The organism is Gardnerella piotii (assembly GCF_049815665.1).
Classification (GTDB): domain Bacteria; phylum Actinomycetota; class Actinomycetes; order Actinomycetales; family Bifidobacteriaceae; genus Bifidobacterium; species Bifidobacterium piotii.
Genome location: NZ_CP187450.1, coordinates 876048 through 895484 on the forward strand (window position 1 = coordinate 876048; position 19437 = coordinate 895484).

General features: G+C 38.7%; 10 protein-coding genes. 1 reads left to right on the forward strand and 9 read right to left on the reverse strand.

What is annotated here, in order from left to right; translation table 11 throughout:
* Nucleotides 1–43: 43 nt before the first annotated feature.
* Entirely contained in the window at nt 44–1411 is a 1368-nt protein-coding gene (locus tag ACPEIW_RS03665; protein ID WP_115757544.1) for a DUF349 domain-containing protein, read from the forward strand.
* Nucleotides 1412–1499: 88 nt separating this feature from the next.
* Here ACPEIW_RS03665 and ACPEIW_RS03670 read toward each other — a convergent pair whose 3' ends face one another.
* From ACPEIW_RS03670 to uvrA, 9 genes are all read right to left on the reverse strand, one after another.
* Nucleotides 1500–2639 carry a P-loop NTPase gene (locus ACPEIW_RS03670; RefSeq protein WP_425663095.1) on the reverse strand — a complete coding sequence of 380 codons (1140 nt, stop codon included), beginning with the start codon at nt 2637–2639 and terminating at the stop codon, nt 1500–1502.
* A 4-nt stretch (nt 2640–2643) separates the two neighbouring features.
* Nucleotides 2644–5571, reverse strand: a complete 2928-nt coding sequence (gene ligA, locus ACPEIW_RS03675; RefSeq protein ID WP_425663097.1) for an NAD-dependent DNA ligase LigA — start codon at nt 5569–5571, stop codon at nt 2644–2646.
* Nucleotides 5572–5627: 56 nt separating this feature from the next.
* Nucleotides 5628–8939, reverse strand: coding sequence for a tetratricopeptide repeat protein (locus ACPEIW_RS03680; protein WP_425664409.1), 3312 nt, complete (start codon nt 8937–8939; stop codon nt 5628–5630).
* 245 nt (nt 8940–9184) lie between these two features.
* Nucleotides 9185–10087 carry a LysR substrate-binding domain-containing protein gene (locus tag ACPEIW_RS03685; protein ID WP_004130897.1) on the reverse strand — a complete coding sequence of 301 codons (903 nt, stop codon included), beginning with the start codon at nt 10085–10087 and terminating at the stop codon, nt 9185–9187.
* Nucleotides 10088–10166: 79 nt separating this feature from the next.
* Nucleotides 10167–11795, reverse strand: coding sequence for an alkyl hydroperoxide reductase subunit F (gene ahpF / locus ACPEIW_RS03690; protein ID WP_116285827.1), 1629 nt, complete (start codon nt 11793–11795; stop codon nt 10167–10169).
* A 101-nt stretch (nt 11796–11896) separates the two neighbouring features.
* Nucleotides 11897–12460: an alkyl hydroperoxide reductase subunit C gene (gene ahpC / locus ACPEIW_RS03695; protein ID WP_101889301.1), complete on the reverse strand. Its 564-nt coding sequence runs from the start codon at nt 12458–12460 to the stop codon at nt 11897–11899.
* 428 nt (nt 12461–12888) lie between these two features.
* Nucleotides 12889–14019, reverse strand: a complete 1131-nt coding sequence (locus ACPEIW_RS03700; protein WP_004130903.1) for a GuaB3 family IMP dehydrogenase-related protein — start codon at nt 14017–14019, stop codon at nt 12889–12891.
* Nucleotides 14020–14076: 57 nt separating this feature from the next.
* Nucleotides 14077–16332, reverse strand: coding sequence for an excinuclease ABC subunit UvrC (gene uvrC / locus ACPEIW_RS03705; protein WP_162861515.1), 2256 nt, complete (start codon nt 16330–16332; stop codon nt 14077–14079).
* Between the two features lie 73 nt (nt 16333–16405).
* Nucleotides 16406–19381, reverse strand: coding sequence for an excinuclease ABC subunit UvrA (gene uvrA, locus ACPEIW_RS03710; protein ID WP_425664411.1), 2976 nt, complete (start codon nt 19379–19381; stop codon nt 16406–16408).
* Between the last annotated feature and the right edge of the window lie 56 nt (nt 19382–19437).

A 19437-nucleotide genomic window follows, 5' to 3' on the forward strand; every position in this document is an offset into this window, starting at 1 on the left:
TTCGTAACACTATTACCGTGCATATGCTCTAAGGAGTCGTCCCGTGACCGAACAGACTAAACCTATAGAAACTACTAAACAAGCTACCCCAAAGCCGCATGCTCCTTCGCCTGCAAGCTTAGCAAATAAAGCTCGCGTTGTTGCTGCTGTTCCAGCTATCTCGTATAGCGAAGAAGACGTTAAAGGCGCAAAAACCTTTGGGCGTGTTGATGAAAATGGAAATGTGTATGTTCGAGAAGCTGGTGGAGAACGCGAAGTAGGGCAATACTCTACTGGCACTCCAGAAGACGCTTTGACTTTCTACGTACACCGTTATCTTGACTTAAAAATCAAGCTTGATCTTTTTGAAAAAAGACTTGAATCTTCTAACGTAAGGCCAAAGGAAATTGACGAAACCTTAGCTACTTTAGATGCGGAGCTTAAGGAGCCATCTGTTGTTGGAGATCTTGCCGCTTTAAGCGCGCGACACGCCGAGCTAAAAACTAAAGCTGCATCTAAAAAAGAAGAACTCGCTAAAGCGCGCAAAGCAGAATTAGAAAAAGCTCTTAAAGATCGCACAGCAATTGTTGAACAGGCAGAAGCGCTTGTTCAACAAATGGGCGAGTCTACAAACTGGCGCTCGCTTTCCGATAAGCTCCGTTCGCTGTTCGATAAGTGGCAGCAGCATCAGCGCACTACAATTCACTTAAACAAGGCGGATGCGGATGCTCTTTGGCAGCGTTTCTCTAAAGCCCGTTCTGCGTTCTCTCAAGCTCGCTCTGCTTGGGTTAAAGAGCGAGACAATGAGCGCAATAGTGCTAAAGAGATTAAGGAAGCAATCATAAAAGAAGCAGAAAGCCTAAAGGACTCCACTCAATGGCGTGAAACTTCAATGAAGTTTAATGCTTTGATGGACCGCTGGAAGAAGGCTGGAAATGCTGGACGTCAACACGACGACGAATTGTGGACGAAGTTCCGCGAAGCTGCAGATGCTTTCTACCATGCTCGTCAAGAAGATAGAGAAAAGATGAGTGCTGGCGAAAAAGAAAATCTTAGCAAGAAGGAAGCATTACTAGTTAAAGCAGAAGCTCTTGTTCCTGTTAAAGACGAAGAAGACGCTAAAGCTGCTCGCAAAGCATTGTCTGAGATTCAAGAAGAATGGGACAAGATTGGCTTTGTTCCACGCGAAGATATGCGCAGAATTGAATCTCGCTTGAACGATGTAGACAAGAAGATTAAGGCTGTTGAAGACGCTGCTTGGAAAGATGCAGACCCAGAAGCAGATGCTCGCAAATCTAGTTTTGCTGCTCAATTAAAGGCTCAACTCGAAGAGCTTGAGTCTAAGATTGCAAGCGAAAAAGATTCAAAGCGTAAAGCTAAGCTACAAGCAGAAAAAGCAACTAAAGAACAGTGGCTTAACGCTATTAAGTAGTTTGGCTTATAAAGCAAAGCATTAATCAAAGCATATTGCAAAAATAAGGCTGCTTGACGAAAAGTCAAGTGGCCTCATTTTTTATCGATTAATCGATTAATGATTTTGCAAGACTAACAAATGTATTCGCTAATTGAGTGTTTGCTAGTTTGCCATCTTTTGTAAGAACAGCAGGTCTGCCCGATTCTCCAATTTCTCTAATACTTGTGTCTAACGGAATTTGAGCAAGAAGAGGAACACTCTTACCAAGAGCTTTGCAAAGCTGATAGCTCACGCGCTTTCCGCCTCCCGAGCCAAAGATTTCTAGTCGCGCTCCATTGTTATCGAACCAACTCATATTTTCTACAACACCGCGCACATTAACCGGAATTTGCAAAGCCATAAGCCCCGCTCTAACCGCAACATCCGAAGCACTAGGTTGAGGTGTTGTAACAACAACAAGCTCCACATTCGGCAATGATTGTGCAACGGCTAAAGCCATATCTCCCGTTCCAGGAGCCAAATCTAAAAGAAGCACGTCTGGATCTGCCCACCAAACATCGCATAGAAATTGCTCAAGAGAACGTTGCAAACGAGGTCCTCGCCACAAAATCGCGCGATCTGTTCCAGCAAACATTCCAATAGAAATCAGCTTAACTCCCCAAGCTTCAACTGGCATAAGCATGCCGTTCAGATTAGTCGGTTGAGTTGTAACTCCAAACATGCGCGGCAATGAAAAACCATAAACATCTGCATCTATTGCTGCTGTTTTGTAGCCAAGAGATGCAAAAGTGGCAGACAAATTAGCCGTTATAGAAGACTTTCCAACTCCGCCTTTTCCAGATGCAATAGCAAAAATCCTTGTTCTAACGCCATTTTTATTGAACGGATTTTCTTTACGCTCCTCTTTTAAATCCGAAACAAGCTTTGCAAGCTTATCTTTGCTCATAGCGCTTACGTTTACTGTTGGAATAAACGTTGCATTTGGGTACTTTGCTACAACTGATTGAACTCTTTGCGTAATAACTTGAGCTAATGGGCAGTCTGGAACAGTAAGCTCAATATCTATAGAAACGCTATAAGTTGGATTATGATTATTTGATTCGCATGATTTTTCGCATGATTTTTCTCTTACGCGAACGCCCGTAACCATGTTTAATTCGGTAACAGAACGCCCTAATTCTGGATCAATCACACTACCCAATAAGTCGTAGATACGCGTTTCCAATTCAACAAGATTATTACTCATGTTTTTACAATTCACTTTGCGAATCAAGTGTAATATCGTTTTTTAGCGCAGATTCAACACTACCTGTTTTAAGTAAAATCTTAAATTGATTCTCGTTCAACATTGGTATGCCAAGTTCTTCTGCTTTAGCTTCTTTAGATCCAGCATTTGCTCCAACAATCACACAATACGTTTTTTTACTAACAGAAGATGCAGCTTTTCCACCTCTAGATACAATAGCTTCTTTAGCAGAATCTCGTGTGAAATCTTCTAAAGACCCTGTAACAACAACAGTTTTGCCACTAAGCGTTTGCTCAAGATTATTGGATTGTGCAGAATCGTTTCCAACAACTCCAGCTTCTTTCCATTTTCTTAAAACTTCACTACGCCAATCGTTAGAATCTTTTGATTTTTCAAACCAATCAAAAACAGCTTGAGCAATTTCTGGACCAACGCCATCAATTTGAGTTAAATCCTCAATAGTCGCATTTGCAATATTTTCAATTGAGCCAAATCTTGCAGCTATAAGGCGAGCTGTTGGCGGCCCAAGCCTGCGAATAGAAAGTGCCACTAGCACACGCCAAAGAGGCGCAGACTTACCTTTTTGAGCTATTTCTTCTAGCATTGCTCTTGTTGTTTCGCTAGGACGAGTGTATTCTGGCGCTTCAACTGTTTTAAGAACATTATTTACGCGAATTTTCTTTTCAACTAGCTTTGTTACGTAAGCATCCACAGGAACTTCAAACAGTGGGTAGTTTGGATTAAAAGATTCGTTAGACTCATCACTAGTAAAGCTACTAGAGGTGTCAGAATTGTTAGAATCATTAGAATCTTTAGAATCATCATTCGACTTTCTTCTCGTAGCTTCTAGAGGCCTAGTCCAAAAAGCTGAGACTTGCCTCCATAATCCACTTCCGCCAATCTTCTTAGATCGTTTTTTGAGTTTTCCGTCTTTTCCTACTTCTTCCCATTCTTCAACAAGCGGAATTTCCTTCCAAACTTTAACATTTCTTAAATCGTTAGCGTTAATATTAAAAATATCAGCTTCGCTAGTAAGAACAGGAGTTTGAGGAGCAGGAAGATCGCAATTCGACTCTGGTAGAATCGGCGGATTAGAAGATCCGCGTTCAACAACTATTTTGCTTATGCTTTTATCTTCAATATAAACTTTTGATGTTATTGGCCTAGAATCTTCTGGGTTAGTTAGAGCAAGAGCGGATGCTTCGCCAAGATTTTCAATATCAAAAGCTTGTCTTGAAGCCAAGTTGATTATGCGCTCAGTAAGCTGAGCTGGGCAATTTTCTACATTAGGGCATCGAATATCTTTGTCGCCTTCTTTTGTAGGAGCAAGCTTTGTTCCGCAAGATGGGCAATACTCTGGCATAACGAATTTTTTCAATTCATTTTCTCTGCCATTTCTATATTTGAGCACAGGTCCAACTAATTCTGGAATAACATCTCCAGCTTTACGCACAACAACAGTATCTCCAATAAGTACACCTTTATGTTCAACTTCGTATGGATTGTGCAAAGTTGTACGAGATATAGTGGAACCTGCAACAGTTACTGGCTCTAAAACAGCTACTGGAGTTACTCTTCCTGTTCTTCCAACTTGAACAACAATATCTTTTAAGCGCGTATTAACTTCTTCTGGCGGATACTTGTACGCAATCGCCCAACGCGGCGCTCTAGAAGTTGCACCAAGCTTTTTTTGCAAAGCGCGATCATCTACTTTTACTACAATTCCATCTAGTGCATGAATAATAGTGTTTCTATGCTCACCATAGTAGTCAATCATGTCTTCTATTTGTTCAAAAGACGTAACTTTGCGCGTATATGGAGAAACAGGAATACCCCATTTTTTGTACAATTCGTAAGCGTCTGATTGGTTGAATGATGTTTGAGTATGCGCATTAGATTCGCCGCCGCTTTGCGCTAAATCCTTCCACTTTAGATTTCCTAATCCGTGTGCTATAAAACTCAAGCGTCTTGTGGCTGTAATTCTAGGATCCTTTTGTCTTAAAGATCCTGCAGCCGCGTTTCTTGGATTTGCAAAAGCAGGCTTTCCTAAATCTTCTTGCTCAATGTTTAGCTTTCTAAAATCCGCCCACTTCATAAATACTTCACCGCGGATTTCCACAAATTCTGGAATATCGTCTGGATCTTCACCATGCAATTGCGTAGGAATTTCTTCGATTGTTCTTACGTTTAGCGATATGTCTTCTCCAGTAACACCGTCTCCTCGGGTTAGCCCTTGTTCCAAAGTTCCATTTCGATAAATAAGATTTAGCGCAAGTCCATCGATTTTTACTTCACATGTCATTGGCAGCGGCTTATTTTCAGGCCATTGCAAGTCTCGAATAATGCTGTTATACCAAGATTTTAATTCATCAATCGAAAAAACATCATCCAAGCTCATCATTCTTGAAGGGTGACGAACTGGTGCAAAATCGTTAGAAAAAGTTCCGCCAACTCTATGCGTTGGCGATTGAGGCGTGTCTAGAATCGGGAAAGTAGCCTCAAGCGCGCTCAATACTCGCATTCTTGCGTCGTAAGCTGCGTCGGAGCTTGTTGGAGAATCATCAACATAATATGCGATTTGATCTGCTTGCGCCCATGCAGCCAATTTTGCCCATAATCTTGCGCCTTGTTCTGTTGTTAAAAGCGAAGGCTCAATCTTAGCTAATTGCATTGCGTCCGAATCTGACGGCTCTAGCTTAGCAATCCAATTGTCAAAATCTACGATTGAACTAAAAGTGTTAGACTCGCTTAAATCACTTGTTACATCATGTGATTGCTTTGCGCTTTGAATCGTTGATGCAAATTTGCCATTAACGCTTGTCTCATTATTATTTTGTATATTTTCAACATTATTAACACTATCTAGATCATCAAAAAGTGACAATTGAGCACCACTCGAATGTTGCGTCGAATCACCATTAGATGCAGCCATGAGTCTTCCCTTCAAAGCGTTTTAGTCTATTTTATAGCCCATTTAACAAGAATTTATTAAGCGTTAAGAGATCGCAAAAATTGCATTTGAACAATACTTTCAGAAGAATCGTTTCTAAACAGCATTCTAGATCTAGCAACAGAAAGAGTTCGCGCAATAACAAACATACCCTCATTAACAGTGACTTTTGCAGCTTCGTCAATAATCTCATATGCATTAACATCTGGCCAATTCACAATATTATTGATTTCTAGCATTTCTTTTGCTTGATGCAAGCTTCTAGGAACGGCAATGCATTGAGATTCAACTCTACTTAAGAGTTCTGCAAGCTCTACTTCTAGAGATTCATTTTTTTCACTAAACAAGTCATCTGCAACCATATATGCAGCAACAGCGAGCGGGAAGTTATCTTGCATCCACTCTGCATATGCTAGCCTGTAGTAAATAAACGCAGCATCTTCTCTATCGAAACATACTTGTAAAGCGTTTAAGCATACTGCTTCTACAGAAGGCCAATCTTCTTGACGAGATAATTGCGAAGCTAGCTTTAAGTGAGATATAACATACGTTGGAGCATAAGAAACCATTGTATTTAGATGTTTTAGCGCCTCTTTACTCCTTCCAAGCTGGCCGAGTAAATCCGCAATCTCCATATGCGCGTAGAAAAGTCCGTCTGGTATAAGCCTCATTTGCTCGTTTTGCGTTGCAAACATGCGATTATAAACAACGCGCTCAGCATACGAGTTGAAGTATCTTGGAACAACATCCCCAGAAGCAAACATATCGTCAAAATGCTTTATATTGTTTTCATACTCTTCGATTGCGCTTTCTAAATCCCCACTCATAAATTGTTCGTGAGCATGCACTCGCATATTGTAAATATCTTTTGAAGCGTTAAACGATATTTCTGGTATTTCTTTTTCGTCTATTAATGCGCTTATTACATGGTTTGCTTGATCGTTCAGCTCTGGATCGTTAATGCTTTCAACAATATCCATTGCCATACGAGCTTTTTCTGCGTTCGTCATAATTGCTTTAGACGCTATGTGATTAAAATCAGCAACCGCTTGTTGTAAAACGTCTTCGCGCTGTATTGAAAGGCCTTTTGCGTCTTGAGTTGCTAACAATTCTTGCGACTTTGCGTCAAAAATTATGTCGGAAAACTCTGGTTCTTCTTGAGCACCATGCGGCGCAAAGCAGCTGTCTCGTAAGTCAAACGTTGGCTCAATTTGGTTTAATGAGCCGTTTTCATCGACTTGCAAAGTTGCATTAAACTTTTTATACGTTTCAAGAGGATTATTTAATCCGTTTGCGCGTATGTGCTTTAAGAACGACTTTCTAGTAAAAGTAACAGTTAGCAACGGTATAATCGAAGGAGATTTGCTAAACGCTGCCATTGGGTCTTCGTTTTTTGCGCTATTATTGCTATCGCTATTACTACTATTGCTATTATCGCTACGATTACCGTTAGCGCTATTATCACTGTTGCTTGCGCTTGTATCTTCAAGATTTTCTACAATGCTTTCAACAAGACTATCTGAAGCACTGTCTGCACTACTATCCGCGCTAGACCCTAAATTAGCAAAACCACTACTAACGTCTCCATGAATATCCCCATCTTTTGGATCGCCTTTTGCTCTTGCAGCATTTTTATTCATGTGATTAAGAGCATTAATCGTTTGGCTTAAAATTTTATTCATAGCAACGTCTTGAGCTGCAACCATCTCCTCTAAGCCGATTGAATCTAATCGTATTGAAACGTTTTGCACTTCTTCGCTAGCACCAAAAGCAAGAGCAGCCAGCATTAATCCAAGACGAAGATTGTAGTTAGTTGTCATTTTAGATCTGTTTCGTTCGCTTATTGGAACAAAATCTTTTTTAACACAATCGTATGTTAGATTAGGCATCATTGAATTTCCTGTTGCCATAAACGCTAATGCAACATTCCCACTATCTAAATTAGATCTAAAATCAGCATCGAATCTAAAAGGCAAATAAAGGCTTCTGATTAGTTCCGAGAGTCTTTGCCTGTACGACCATTCACAATTAGAAGATCCGTCAGCTTTATAAATATACAAATCATTAGATTTTCTTGCACGGTTAAGTAAATGCAATAATGGCCTAATATTGTTGTCTTGCAACGGATTGCCAAAAGAATTCATGTCAATCTCGCCACTTGCGCAAAAAGCAGGATCGTTTATAAAAGCCATATCCATTGCACAAACTTGATTATAAGTTGCGTTATTTTCTGTTAAATCACCGTCATTAGAGCAGTTTTCTTCTAAGCAATTGCTAATAGACTGGAATCTATTTATTGCTCCTTCTATACGCAAAGCTCTTAACGCGGATTTTGCCTCCAAAGAATCATCCCAAACTAAAAAGTTTGCATCTGAACATTTAGATTTTTGCAAATGCAATCTTTCAGCGGCGTGTTCAGCCTCTAATGCTCCAGCGTCCTCTAACGCTCCCGCATCTGCCATTAAGTATGTAAAATATTTCTCCATTGCAGATACGCGTAGACCAGCTCTCTCTGCCGTGTTTGCATCGCAAACGCTTCGCCTAATAGCACTCAAAGGTGCTTCTTTTGTAAGATGCCTAAATATGTTTCCAGACCCAAATCCGCTAAAAGCTAACAACATATCTGGTACAAAAAATGACGCAAAATAAGATATAGCGATTGCGTCAAAATAACTAAGATTGCAACGCAAATTATTAGGCAAATCTACACGCGTTTCTTCTAGCGTATAAGTTTCTTTTTTAGTATTTGCTTTGCGAATCCAAGACGACACCCATTGAATTCCGCCATCTTTAGAAGTTTGAACAACAACATCTCCCTTAATAACAACTAAATCATTATTTGACTTATTCTTAAAACCACTTTTTTTGATATGGCTTGCGCTATGGCTCGCTTTATGACTTGCTCGAGTAGTTTTTTTATCAATGCAACCGTAGAATCTATCTGAGTTAGAAATAGTCATAGAGTTTTGCTCAACAAAAGACAATTCGGGTATATTTTCCGTTGTATCTTCAATTGTTACAGTGTGCCCTTCGTAAACTCTGCCTTCTAAATCAGCAACAGCAACTTGGTAAAAACGTTTGCGATCTTTGCTAAACAATCCAATTGAAATACCTTGTTTTTTGCCGTAAATCTTAATCCAACCCAGTTTTGTTGAGCTAGGCATAAAAGGAAAATCGTTAAAAATATGTTTTTTTGAAAATAGCTTAACAGGAATTGAGTTTTTGCTCTCCCAAAGCGTATCAATTGTACGTAGCGCAATCTGCATACTTCTATCTGCGTTATAATTGCAATTTTTTGCATTATGGCAGATTGAATCAGCGTTATTGCTAGATTGCACTTGGTTTTGCATAATCCCCATTCTTTCTTATTGCACAACTTTAACGTAAGACAATAAAATTCTACACAATTGATTTATACGCATCTTATTGATTCTTACTAAACATTCTAAGTATAGCGAATATTCTAAATATAAATGATTGTTGAATCGCAAGCATGCAATCAAATTTTATCGAAAATCTTACTAAGATTCTGCTAAAAGTCTGCTAAATCATGTTAAATATGCAAATAATCAAATATTAAAATATGTGATTGCAATTATTTTTTATGCAAATTCGCGCAAGTTCCATAAATAATCGTGCATAATCCTTCCATAATCTTGTCTACTGGAGAAGCAGCTCGCCAATTTAAGTACAGCGATCGATACGGCTTTGGACTATTAAACTCGCGAATTGTTAAACCAGCTGGCTGAACAATAGGCGGAAGAGTTGCAAGACGTGGCAGCAATGTTACATCTTTGCTTCCAACAACCATGTATCGCAAGGTTTCCAAAGATGTTGCACAAAATTCGGACTGTTTTGCTCCAACCTTTTGACAAACATCAATCATACTTCGTCTCATACAATGTCCATCTTCCAAAAGAAGTATTTTTTGGCTAGATAATTGAGACAAGTCGATTGGAGATTTTTGGTTTCCCAATTGCGAATTTGTTGACGCTGCTAAAACAAAATCTTCATCAAAAATGTGATTAACCTTTATTGACGATTCGTCTAACTTTTCGCTCAATATTGCTGCATCGATTTGACCATTATTTAGCAATTCGATTAAAGTTGCAGACTTTTCTTCAACAAAACGAATAGTAAAATTCGGCTTAATCTTACGCAAAACAGGTATTATTCTAGGCAAAAGATATGGGCATAATGTTGGGAAAATTCCTAAAACTATTGTAGAAGACCAAGGATCTTCTAGGCGCCTTGCTGCTTGATAAATGTTAGAAACATCCGAATGAATACGCTTTGCATAATACACAACTTCCCTTCCTGCAGGAGTTAAAATCTGCTTTCCTGGAGTCCGCTCAATAAGACAAACTCCAAGCGTGTCTTCTAGCTTTTTAATCTGCGTAGATAAAGTTGGCTGAGAAACGTGCATGCGCTCGGCAGCTTTTGTAAAGCTTTCTTCTTTTGCAAAAGCAATTAAGTATTCAAGCGATTTAATGTTCAAGTATTTATCTTTCTATGCGTACTATAGGCGTGCTATATGCGTATTCTAAGCGAGTTCTATGAATGTTCCAGGCATGATTTTAATTATGTGGATCTCTAATTAAATAGTCGAAAGCGCTAAGAGCTGCATTTGCGCCAGACCCGTATGCTGTAACAATCTGCTTATAAGGCTCATCCGAGCAATCGCCAGCAGCAAAGATTCCAGGAATACTCGTGCATCCTTTTCTATCTGTTACTATTTCTGCTCGATTGTTTAAGCTTAGTTTATTTTCAATCCACTTTGTATTTGGCATTAAACCAATTTGAACAAACACTCCGTCTGTGTGTAAAATTTTCTCACGATTTTCCACATTATTCTCATTGCGATCCATATAATGCACTGCGGTAACTTTTTTGTTATCTCCATCTATTTTGCTAAGAGATGCACTTGTTATTACATTTGCATTAGAAAGAGAATGCAAAGTGTTTAGCAATATTTGATCCGCTTTAAGAGAATCCATAAACTCTATAACAGTAACGTGATTTGCGATTCCTGCTAAGTCTATTGCAGCTTCGACTCCAGAATTTCCTCCGCCAACAACTACAACATTCTTGTTCTTAAACAAAGGGCCATCGCAATGCGGGCAGAACGACACTCCCCTGTTTCTGTATTCATCTTCTCCAGGAACACCAAGCGTTCTCCACGTAGCGCCTGTTGCAATAATCACCGCTTTAGCTTTTAGACTTCCGCCAGATTTAGTGTTAATCGTGTGTAATCCGTAAGGCTCTTCTGCAACGTCTAAAGACGTAGCCCAATCGGGAGTAAATACGTCAATGTTGTATTGAGCAATGTGGTTTGTTAAATCGCTAGCAAGCTTTGCGCCTGTTGTGTGCGTTTGAGAAATGTGGTTTTCAATGCTTTCTGTTTCAACAACCTGACCGCCTCTGTGGTCCATAATCATTGCTGTTTTAAGACCTTTTCTAGCTGTGTAAATCGCGGCAGCGCTGGCAGCAGGACCTCCGCCTACAATAAGAACATCGTATGGGTCTTTAGCGTTCATTTTTTGCGCTAGTGAAGAATCGCTAGAAACCGTAGAATCACTAGAATCGCTCGAATCCCCATTTTCTTCTTGTCTTAAAAGCATCGCAACTAATTCGTCTATAGATGACCTTCCAGACGAAATCATCTTTCCGTTTTCAAAAACAGCAGGAACACTCATTACACCAAGAGCATCTACCTCGTCTTTGAAAGCGCTTCCTTCTACAGCAATATGCTTTACTTTTGGATTGATAATCGAAATTGTATTAAGTGACTGAACAACCTCTGGGCAATTAATGCAAGTAACAGACATGTATGTAGTAACTTCATGACTTCCAATGCTCAAAATTGCTTTGCGCTGGTCTTCGCTTATTTTGGGAGCATAACCACTTACTTGTAAAATAGCCAAAACTAAAGAGCTAAACTCATGACCAAGTGGCAAACCTGCAAAACTTACAGAAACGTTATTTTGCGGATTAGTAATTGAAAAACTTGGGATTCGCTTAGTACTACTTTTATCATCTTTTATAACAGTGATTTTGTTGCTTTGATTTGCTACTTCTTGCAAAAGCTCAATAACTTTTTGAGAATTTTCACTACTATCAACGTACGCAACAAGATTAATCGGATTAACCATTTTTTCTAGCAATCCAGCAAGTTGAGTAGTTAAATTTGAATCTAATAAAGTCATTATTTTCACTTTCTGTAGCAATCAAAGCAACGTGTAAATTGTGTTAAAATTTGTCGATAAAATCAGCAGTTAAAATAAGCAAATAAAATCAACTGTTAAAATCAGATTTTTCCAACTAAGTCAATAGATGGAGCAAGTGTTTCTTCTCCCTGCTCCCACTTTGCTGGGCATACTTCTCCTGGGTGAGATGCAATAAATTGTGCAGCTTTAATTTTGCGAATCATCTCGTCGGCGTTTCTGCCGATTCCATCTGCTGTCATCTCGTAGAATTGAATATTGCCTTGAGGATCCAGCAAAAAAGTTGCGCGATGAGCTAAACCAGATTCCTCATTTAGCGCATTAAAGTTTCTAGAAAGCGCGCCATTTGGGTCTCCAAGCATTGTGTATTGAACTTTTGCAATAGCTTTAGAATCATCGTGCCAAGCTTTGTGAACAAAATGAGTGTCTGTTGAAACAGAATAAACTTCTACACCTAATTTTTGAAGCTCTTCATAGTGGTTTGCAAGATCTTCAAGCTCTGTTGGGCACACAAATGAAAAGTCTGCTGGATAGAAGAAGAAAATAGCCCATTTTCCAAGAACGTCATTGTCGCTTACTTCTACAAAATTGCCATTCTTGTATCCATTTACCTTAAACGGAAGAATATGCGTACCAATAAGGCTCATAACAACTCCAATCTTTACTTGTTTGCTAAAATCTTTTATTGCTTTTTGCAATATTTTTAGTTAAACGTGTTAAATAGCTTGCTTAAGAATCTAGATTTAACCGTATTTTTATAATAGATTATTTATATCGATAATCCTATATGTATAGATAATCTCTATAGACTTACACATGTTATATCAATAATGGTGTTGAAAACTAACTTGACTTTGCAAAATTCTGGAATATTAAGTTTATTAGCAAAAACAAAACAAAACTATCAAAAACGGGATTATGCGCCAAAAGCTAACTGACTAATTCTATTTTAAGAACATTCATCATCTTAGCTTTACACACTTTTTGGCCTATAAACAAGAATTGCGCACTCAAAATTGAATCAAGCGCGCAATTCTATTAATCATTAATAAGATAATAATAGGATTTTAATGATTTACCTTATATCTTGATGGAATGGATTAAAAACAACACTACAACGCTGGAAACTCTTAACATCAACATACCCAGTAGATGCCATTGTTCGCCTTAAAGCACCAATAAGGTTAGTCTTTCCATCTGCCATATGACTTGGTCCAAACAAGATATTCTCAAGAGGAGCAACAGTTCCAACATTTGTACGCATTCCGCGTGGCAAAGAAGGATGACGAGCTTCTGCTCCCCAATGCATTCCTCGGCCTGGAGCCTCGGTTGCGCGCGCTAAAGGAGTGCCAAGCATTACTGCATCTGCTCCCATAGCAAGTGCCTTAATAAAGTTACCAGACGTTCCCATTCCGCCATCTGCAATAATTTGAACGTATCGTCCACCAGACTCATCCATATAATCTCTGCGAGCTTCTGCAACGTCTGCAATAGCAGTTGCCATAGGCGCTTGAACTCCGAGCGTATTCATTGTTGCAGAAACAGCGCCACCGCCAAAACCAACAAGGATTCCAGCAGCACCAGTTCTCATAAGATGCAATGCGGAAGTGTAGTCTGCGCAACCTCCAACAATAACTGGAACGTCTAAATCGTAAATAAACTTCTTTAAGTCAAGAGGCTCATGGTCTTTAGAAACATGCTCCGCACTAACAGCAGTTCCGCGAATAACAAATAAATCAACGCCTGCTTCTAGAACAGTAGAATAAAATTCTTGAGTGCGTTGCGGAGAAAGAGCACCTGCAACCGTAACACCTGCATCGCGAATTGTGTGCAAGCGCTTAACAATAAGTTCTGGCTTGATTGGCTCCGAATAAATCTCCTGTATGCGCTTAGTTGCAACTTCGTCTTTAAGCTCTGAGATTTCTTTAAGAAGTGGTTCTGGATTCTCGTAACGAGTCCACAATCCTTCCAAATCTAGCACGCCCAACGCTCCCATTTGGCCCATTGCAATAGCCGTATCTGGGCTTGTAACAGAATCCATTGGCGCAGCAATCACTGGTACGTCAAAACTATAAGCGTCGACTTGCCATGATGTAGATACAGCCTTTGGATCGCGAGAACGACGAGAAGGAAGTATAGCAATATCGTCTAGTGAGTAAGCAACTCGGGCTTTTTTGCCCAAACCTATTTCGATTTCTTGAGACATACTTATAAGGCTAGTTGCTTATCATGACTAATCAACATGCCATAGAATTGTTTAGATTTATTGAGAGTGCAAAAACTCATAAATAGTTTTAGCCTTTAACAAACCTATTCCAGGAACTTTTTGTAACTCTTCTACGCTTGCTTCTTTTAGATTTTTAACACTGCCAAATTTTGAAAGCAAACGTTTTTTATAAGATTCGCCAATTCCAGGAATTGAGTCAATAGATGAATACAACATTGCCTTTGCGCGCTTTTTTCTATGATAAGCAATAGCAAAGCGATGAGATTCGTCTCTAGCTCTTTGAAGCAAATACAATCCTTCGGAGCTTCTTTTTAGAATAATTGGGTATTGATTATTAGGTAGCCAAACTTCTTCTAATTTTTTAGACAATCCACATACTGTTATGCCTTTAACATTGCAATCAATCATTGCTTTTTGAGCTGCTTTTGCTTGCTCAATACCACCATCGACGATTACAAGATTAGGCTTATATGCAAATTTTTTAGAACTTGATTGTGCACGATTTTCTACGCTATCATCATCCACATCGCTATTACTTTCATCTTTATGCTTAAAACGTCTAGAAATAGTTTCATATAATGCGCTTAAATCGTCTAGTTGGCCAATGCCATTAGGTCCTTTTATAGAAAATCTTCTATATTCACTAGGCTTGGCAATTCCATCTTCAAAAACAACCATTGATGCAACTTGATATCTTCCATCAGCCGAGTTTGAAATATCATAGCATTCAATTCGCAAAGGAGCTTCACTCATTGAAAGAGCTGCAGCAACTTGATTCATAGCATTAGTTCTAGATTCTAAAGTAGAAATCCTACTTGTTTTCATCTGTTTTAGAGACTGCTCAGCGTTCAAGTTTGCTTGATCCATAAGCGAGCGCTTATCTCCACGCTCTGCAACTTTAATAGTTACTTTTGAACCTCTTAAACCACTAAGCCAGCTTTCAATATTTTCTTTTTGAGAGTTATCTAATTCAATAGGAACAATAATCTCTCTAGGAATAGGGCAAATTGGGTCAAGCAAATCTCCTCTTCCTGTTGTTTCTTGTCGCTTTTTGCGTTCTTTTGTTTCTTTAGCTCTATACGACGAATTTATATTTTGGCCACTAGAATAGTCGATTTGTAACGCATTCCTGGATTGCTCTATTTTTAAAGAGTTTTCATATTGCAAATCATTATTTGATTCATATTCAGAATAAACTCGTATAAGCAAATTTGCGATTATATCTGCATCACTAATGTCTTCGCTTCTTTCGACTTGCCAATTTTTTTCTCCGCGAATCAGTCCTTCTCTAACAAAAAACGCGTGAACGCATGCATCAATCGAATCTGCACTAAATCCAAAAACATCAGCTTCTACTTGATCGTTAAAAACAACAGAATTTTGTTGAATAACAGTTCTAAAAATATTGATTTTGTCTCTTATTTTTGCAGCATTTTCAAAATCTAAATTATCGCTTAACTCCTTCATTTTTCTAGTTAAATCGTTAATGTAGGAATCTCCAATAGCGCCAGTTAAAATGCCAACTAATTGCTCAACATTGTTTCTATGCGTTTTTTTGTCTACGTTTTGAACGCAAGGCGCAGAGCATTTTCCAATAGACGCAAGAAGACACGGCCTTCCTGTTTTTTGTGCTTTATTGAAAACAGACTGTCTGCATGTTCTAACAGGAAAAGTTTTTAGCAAAGAATCCAAGCTGTGCTTTAATTGCCAAACTTTTGCATACGGTCCAAAATATTGCGTTGACTTTGAGTTTCGATTTCTAGTAATCCAAACTCTTGGAAAATCATCGTTTACTGATACAGCAATATATGGGTATGTTTTATCATCTTTAAAAACAATGTTGAATTTTGGATTAAACTCTTTAATCCAAGTATATTCAAGCGTTAAAGCCTCAAGCTCTGTGTTTACAACAGTCCATTCTAAACTTCTAGCTGTTAATACCATTGATTGCGTTCTAGGATGAAGCTGATTTAATGGCTGAAAATAATTCGATAGCCTGTTTCTTAAACTTTTTGCTTTTCCAACGTATATTACTTTTCCACGCTCATCTCTCCACTTGTATACTCCAGGTTGATTCGGAATATCGGAAGTTTTTGGCCTAAATAAATCACGACTATCTCCTAAAAGAGGAGCACCAAAGTCATTTTTAGATGAATTTTCAAAGTAGTTAGCATGACTTTCACAATATTTAGATTGGTGAGTTTTCTTCCATTCTCCCCTACTAGTTTCTATATTTTCTCTAGTTTCTCTATCTTCTCTAATATTTGATTCTTTAGAATTTAGAACATTCATGATCTCACCTCCTTTCATAAAATTATTCATAAAATTATTCATAAATTTTTACTTAAATACTGCTGATTTTGCTCTATTCAAGCATTGACTTTAAGAATTTACCAGTCCAGCTTTCTGGCTGCTTTGCAACATCTTCTGGAGTACCAGTTGCCACGATTTCGCCGCCTTTATCTCCTCCTTCTGGTCCTAAATCTATAATCCAATCTGCGCATTTTACAACATCAAGATTGTGCTCAATAACTATTACACTATTGCCTTTATCTACTAAGGATTGAAGAACGCTTAAAAGCTTGCGAACATCTTCAAAATGCAAGCCCGTAGTAGGTTCATCTAGAATATAAACGGTTTTACCAGTAGAACGTTTTTGTAGCTCTGTAGCAAGCTTTACTCTTTGCGACTCTCCGCCAGAAAGTGTTGTCGCGCTTTGACCAAGCCTAATATAACCTAATCCAACTTTAACTAAAGTCTCTAAGTATCTAGAAATAGACGGATATGCTTTAAAGAACACAGCTGCTTGCGATATTGGCATATCTAGCACGTCTGAAATAGTTTTACCATTGTACTTTACTTCTAGAGTGTCTCGATTATATCTTTTTCCGTGGCATTCTTCGCATTGCACGTATACGTCTGGCAAAAAATTCATCTCGATTTTAAGCGTTCCATCTCCGCTACAAGCCTCGCATCTTCCGCCTTTTACATTAAACGAGAATCTTCCAGGACCATACCCTCTAACTTTTGCTTCTGGAGTTTGAGCAAAAAGCGAGCGAATTTTATCCCAAACTCCAGTGTAGGTTGCAGGATTTGATCTTGGTGTTCTGCCAATAGGATTTTGATCTACGTGAACAACCTTATCGCAATTGTCTATTCCATCAACGCGCTTATGCAATCCTGGAACAATGCGAGCGCCGTTTAGCTTATCTGCCAAAACTGGGTAAAGTATTGAGTTTATTAAGCTTGACTTTCCAGATCCAGATACTCCTGTTATGCAAGTAAATACGCCTAGTGGTATTTCTACATCTATGTTTTTAAGATTGTGCTCTTTTGCGCCAACAATAGTTAGCTTACGACTTTTGTTGATTTTGCGGCGCTTTTTAGGAACATCTATTGCGCGTCTTTTTGCAATATAGTCTCCTGTAATTGATCGCTTTGCCTCTGCTATATGTTTTGCAGGTCCGCAATATACAACTTCTCCGCCGTTTTCTCCAGCTTCTGGGCCAATGTCTACGAGCCAGTCTGACTTTCGTATTGTATCTTCGTCGTGTTCTACAACTATAAGCGTATTTCCAAGATCTCTAAGATTATGCAACGTTGATATAAGCTTCTCGTTATCTCTTTGATGAAGACCAATAGAGGGTTCGTCAAGAACGTACATAACACCAACTAAACCAGACCCTATTTGCGTTGCAAGTCTTATTCTTTGAGCTTCTCCGCCAGAAAGAGTTTTTGCTGCTCTAGAAAGCGTTAAGTAGTTTAAGCCAACGTCGTTTAAGAAGCCTAGTCTTGCTTTGATTTCTTTTACAATCTCTTTAGCAATTATCTTTTTTGAGCCTTCTAGATTTAATGAATTAATCCATTCAAGACTTTTTTCAATAGGCATATCGCATACGTCTGCGATTGAGCACGAGCCAACTTTAATAGACAAGACTTCTGGATTAAGTCTTTTTCCTTTGCATGTTAAGCATGGCACTTCTCGCATGTACGACTCATAGTATTGACGCATTTGATCTGAGTCTGTTTCGTCATGCTTGCGCATAAGAGTACGCACTACGCCTTCAAATCCTGTTGAATACTCTCTCTGCCTACCCCATCGATTTTTATACGATACTTTTACTTCAAAATCATGACCATAAAGTATTGAATCTTGCACATCTTTTGGAAGATTTTCCCACGGAGTATCCATACTAAAGCCAAGCTCTGCACTTAAGCCTTTTAACACGTGCCTGTAGTATTCTCCAGCTGCTTTATTCAATGCCCAAGGTTCTATAGCGCCTTCGTTAAGTGACTTTTCTGTATTTGGAACAACAAGAGCAGGGTCAATCTCTAGATTGTAACCAATTCCAGAGCAATCATGGCACGCTCCATACGGAGCATTGAACGAGAACGTTCTTGGCTCTATCTCTAATAGGTTAAATTGATGACTATTCGTGCACGCCATATTTTCGGAAAAACTTTGACGCCTGTTTTTAGAAGAAGCATCTTCGTCTACAAAATCAGCAACAACAATACCTTTAGAAAGCTTTAGCGCTGTTTCTATAGAATCTGTAAGGCGTGTACGTATGCCATCTTTTATAACTAACCTATCTACAATAACTTCGATTGTGTGTTTCTTTTGTTTTTCTAAAGTAATATCTTCAGAAAGCTCACGCATTTGCCCATCTACAAGCGCTCTAGAATAGCCGTCTGACCTAAGAAGAGTAATAGTATCTTTAAACTCACCTTTCCTGCCGTTAACAATAGGAGCTAGCAATTGCAACCTTGTTTTTTGCGACAAAGAAAGCAATGCATTAGCTATTTGTTGAGGAGTTTGCGCACTAACGATTTCACCACATTTAGGGCAATGTGGAATACCAACACGAGCAAAAAGAAGCCTTAAATAGTCATAAATCTCCGTAATTGTGCCAACAGTAGAACGAGGATTACGATTAGTTGTTTTTTGGTCAATCGAAACCGCTGGGCTTAATCCCTCAATAAAATCTACGTCTGGCTTATCCATTCTTCCAAGGAATTGCCTTGCATACGCGCTTAAGGATTCCACATAACGCCTTTGACCTTCTGCAAAAAGAGTGTCGAAAGCAAGAGAAGATTTGCCAGAACCAGATAGGCCAGTAAAAACAATCATCCTATTTCTAGGCAATTGCAAATTAACGTTCTTTAGATTATGCTCTCTTGCACCTTGAACAGTTATTTTTAAGTCTGAAGGAACATCACCTAAATCGTATATTAAATTACCATTATTTTTTACAATTGGCGCAGAATCAATAAACGATTGAAGTACATTGTTTTTTTGACGACTATTTCCATCTTTAGCATTCATGTTTGTAGCATTCATATTTGCATCTTTTATTGAAAGTGATTGCTTACTTTGTAAAGAATCCAAGTGTTTTT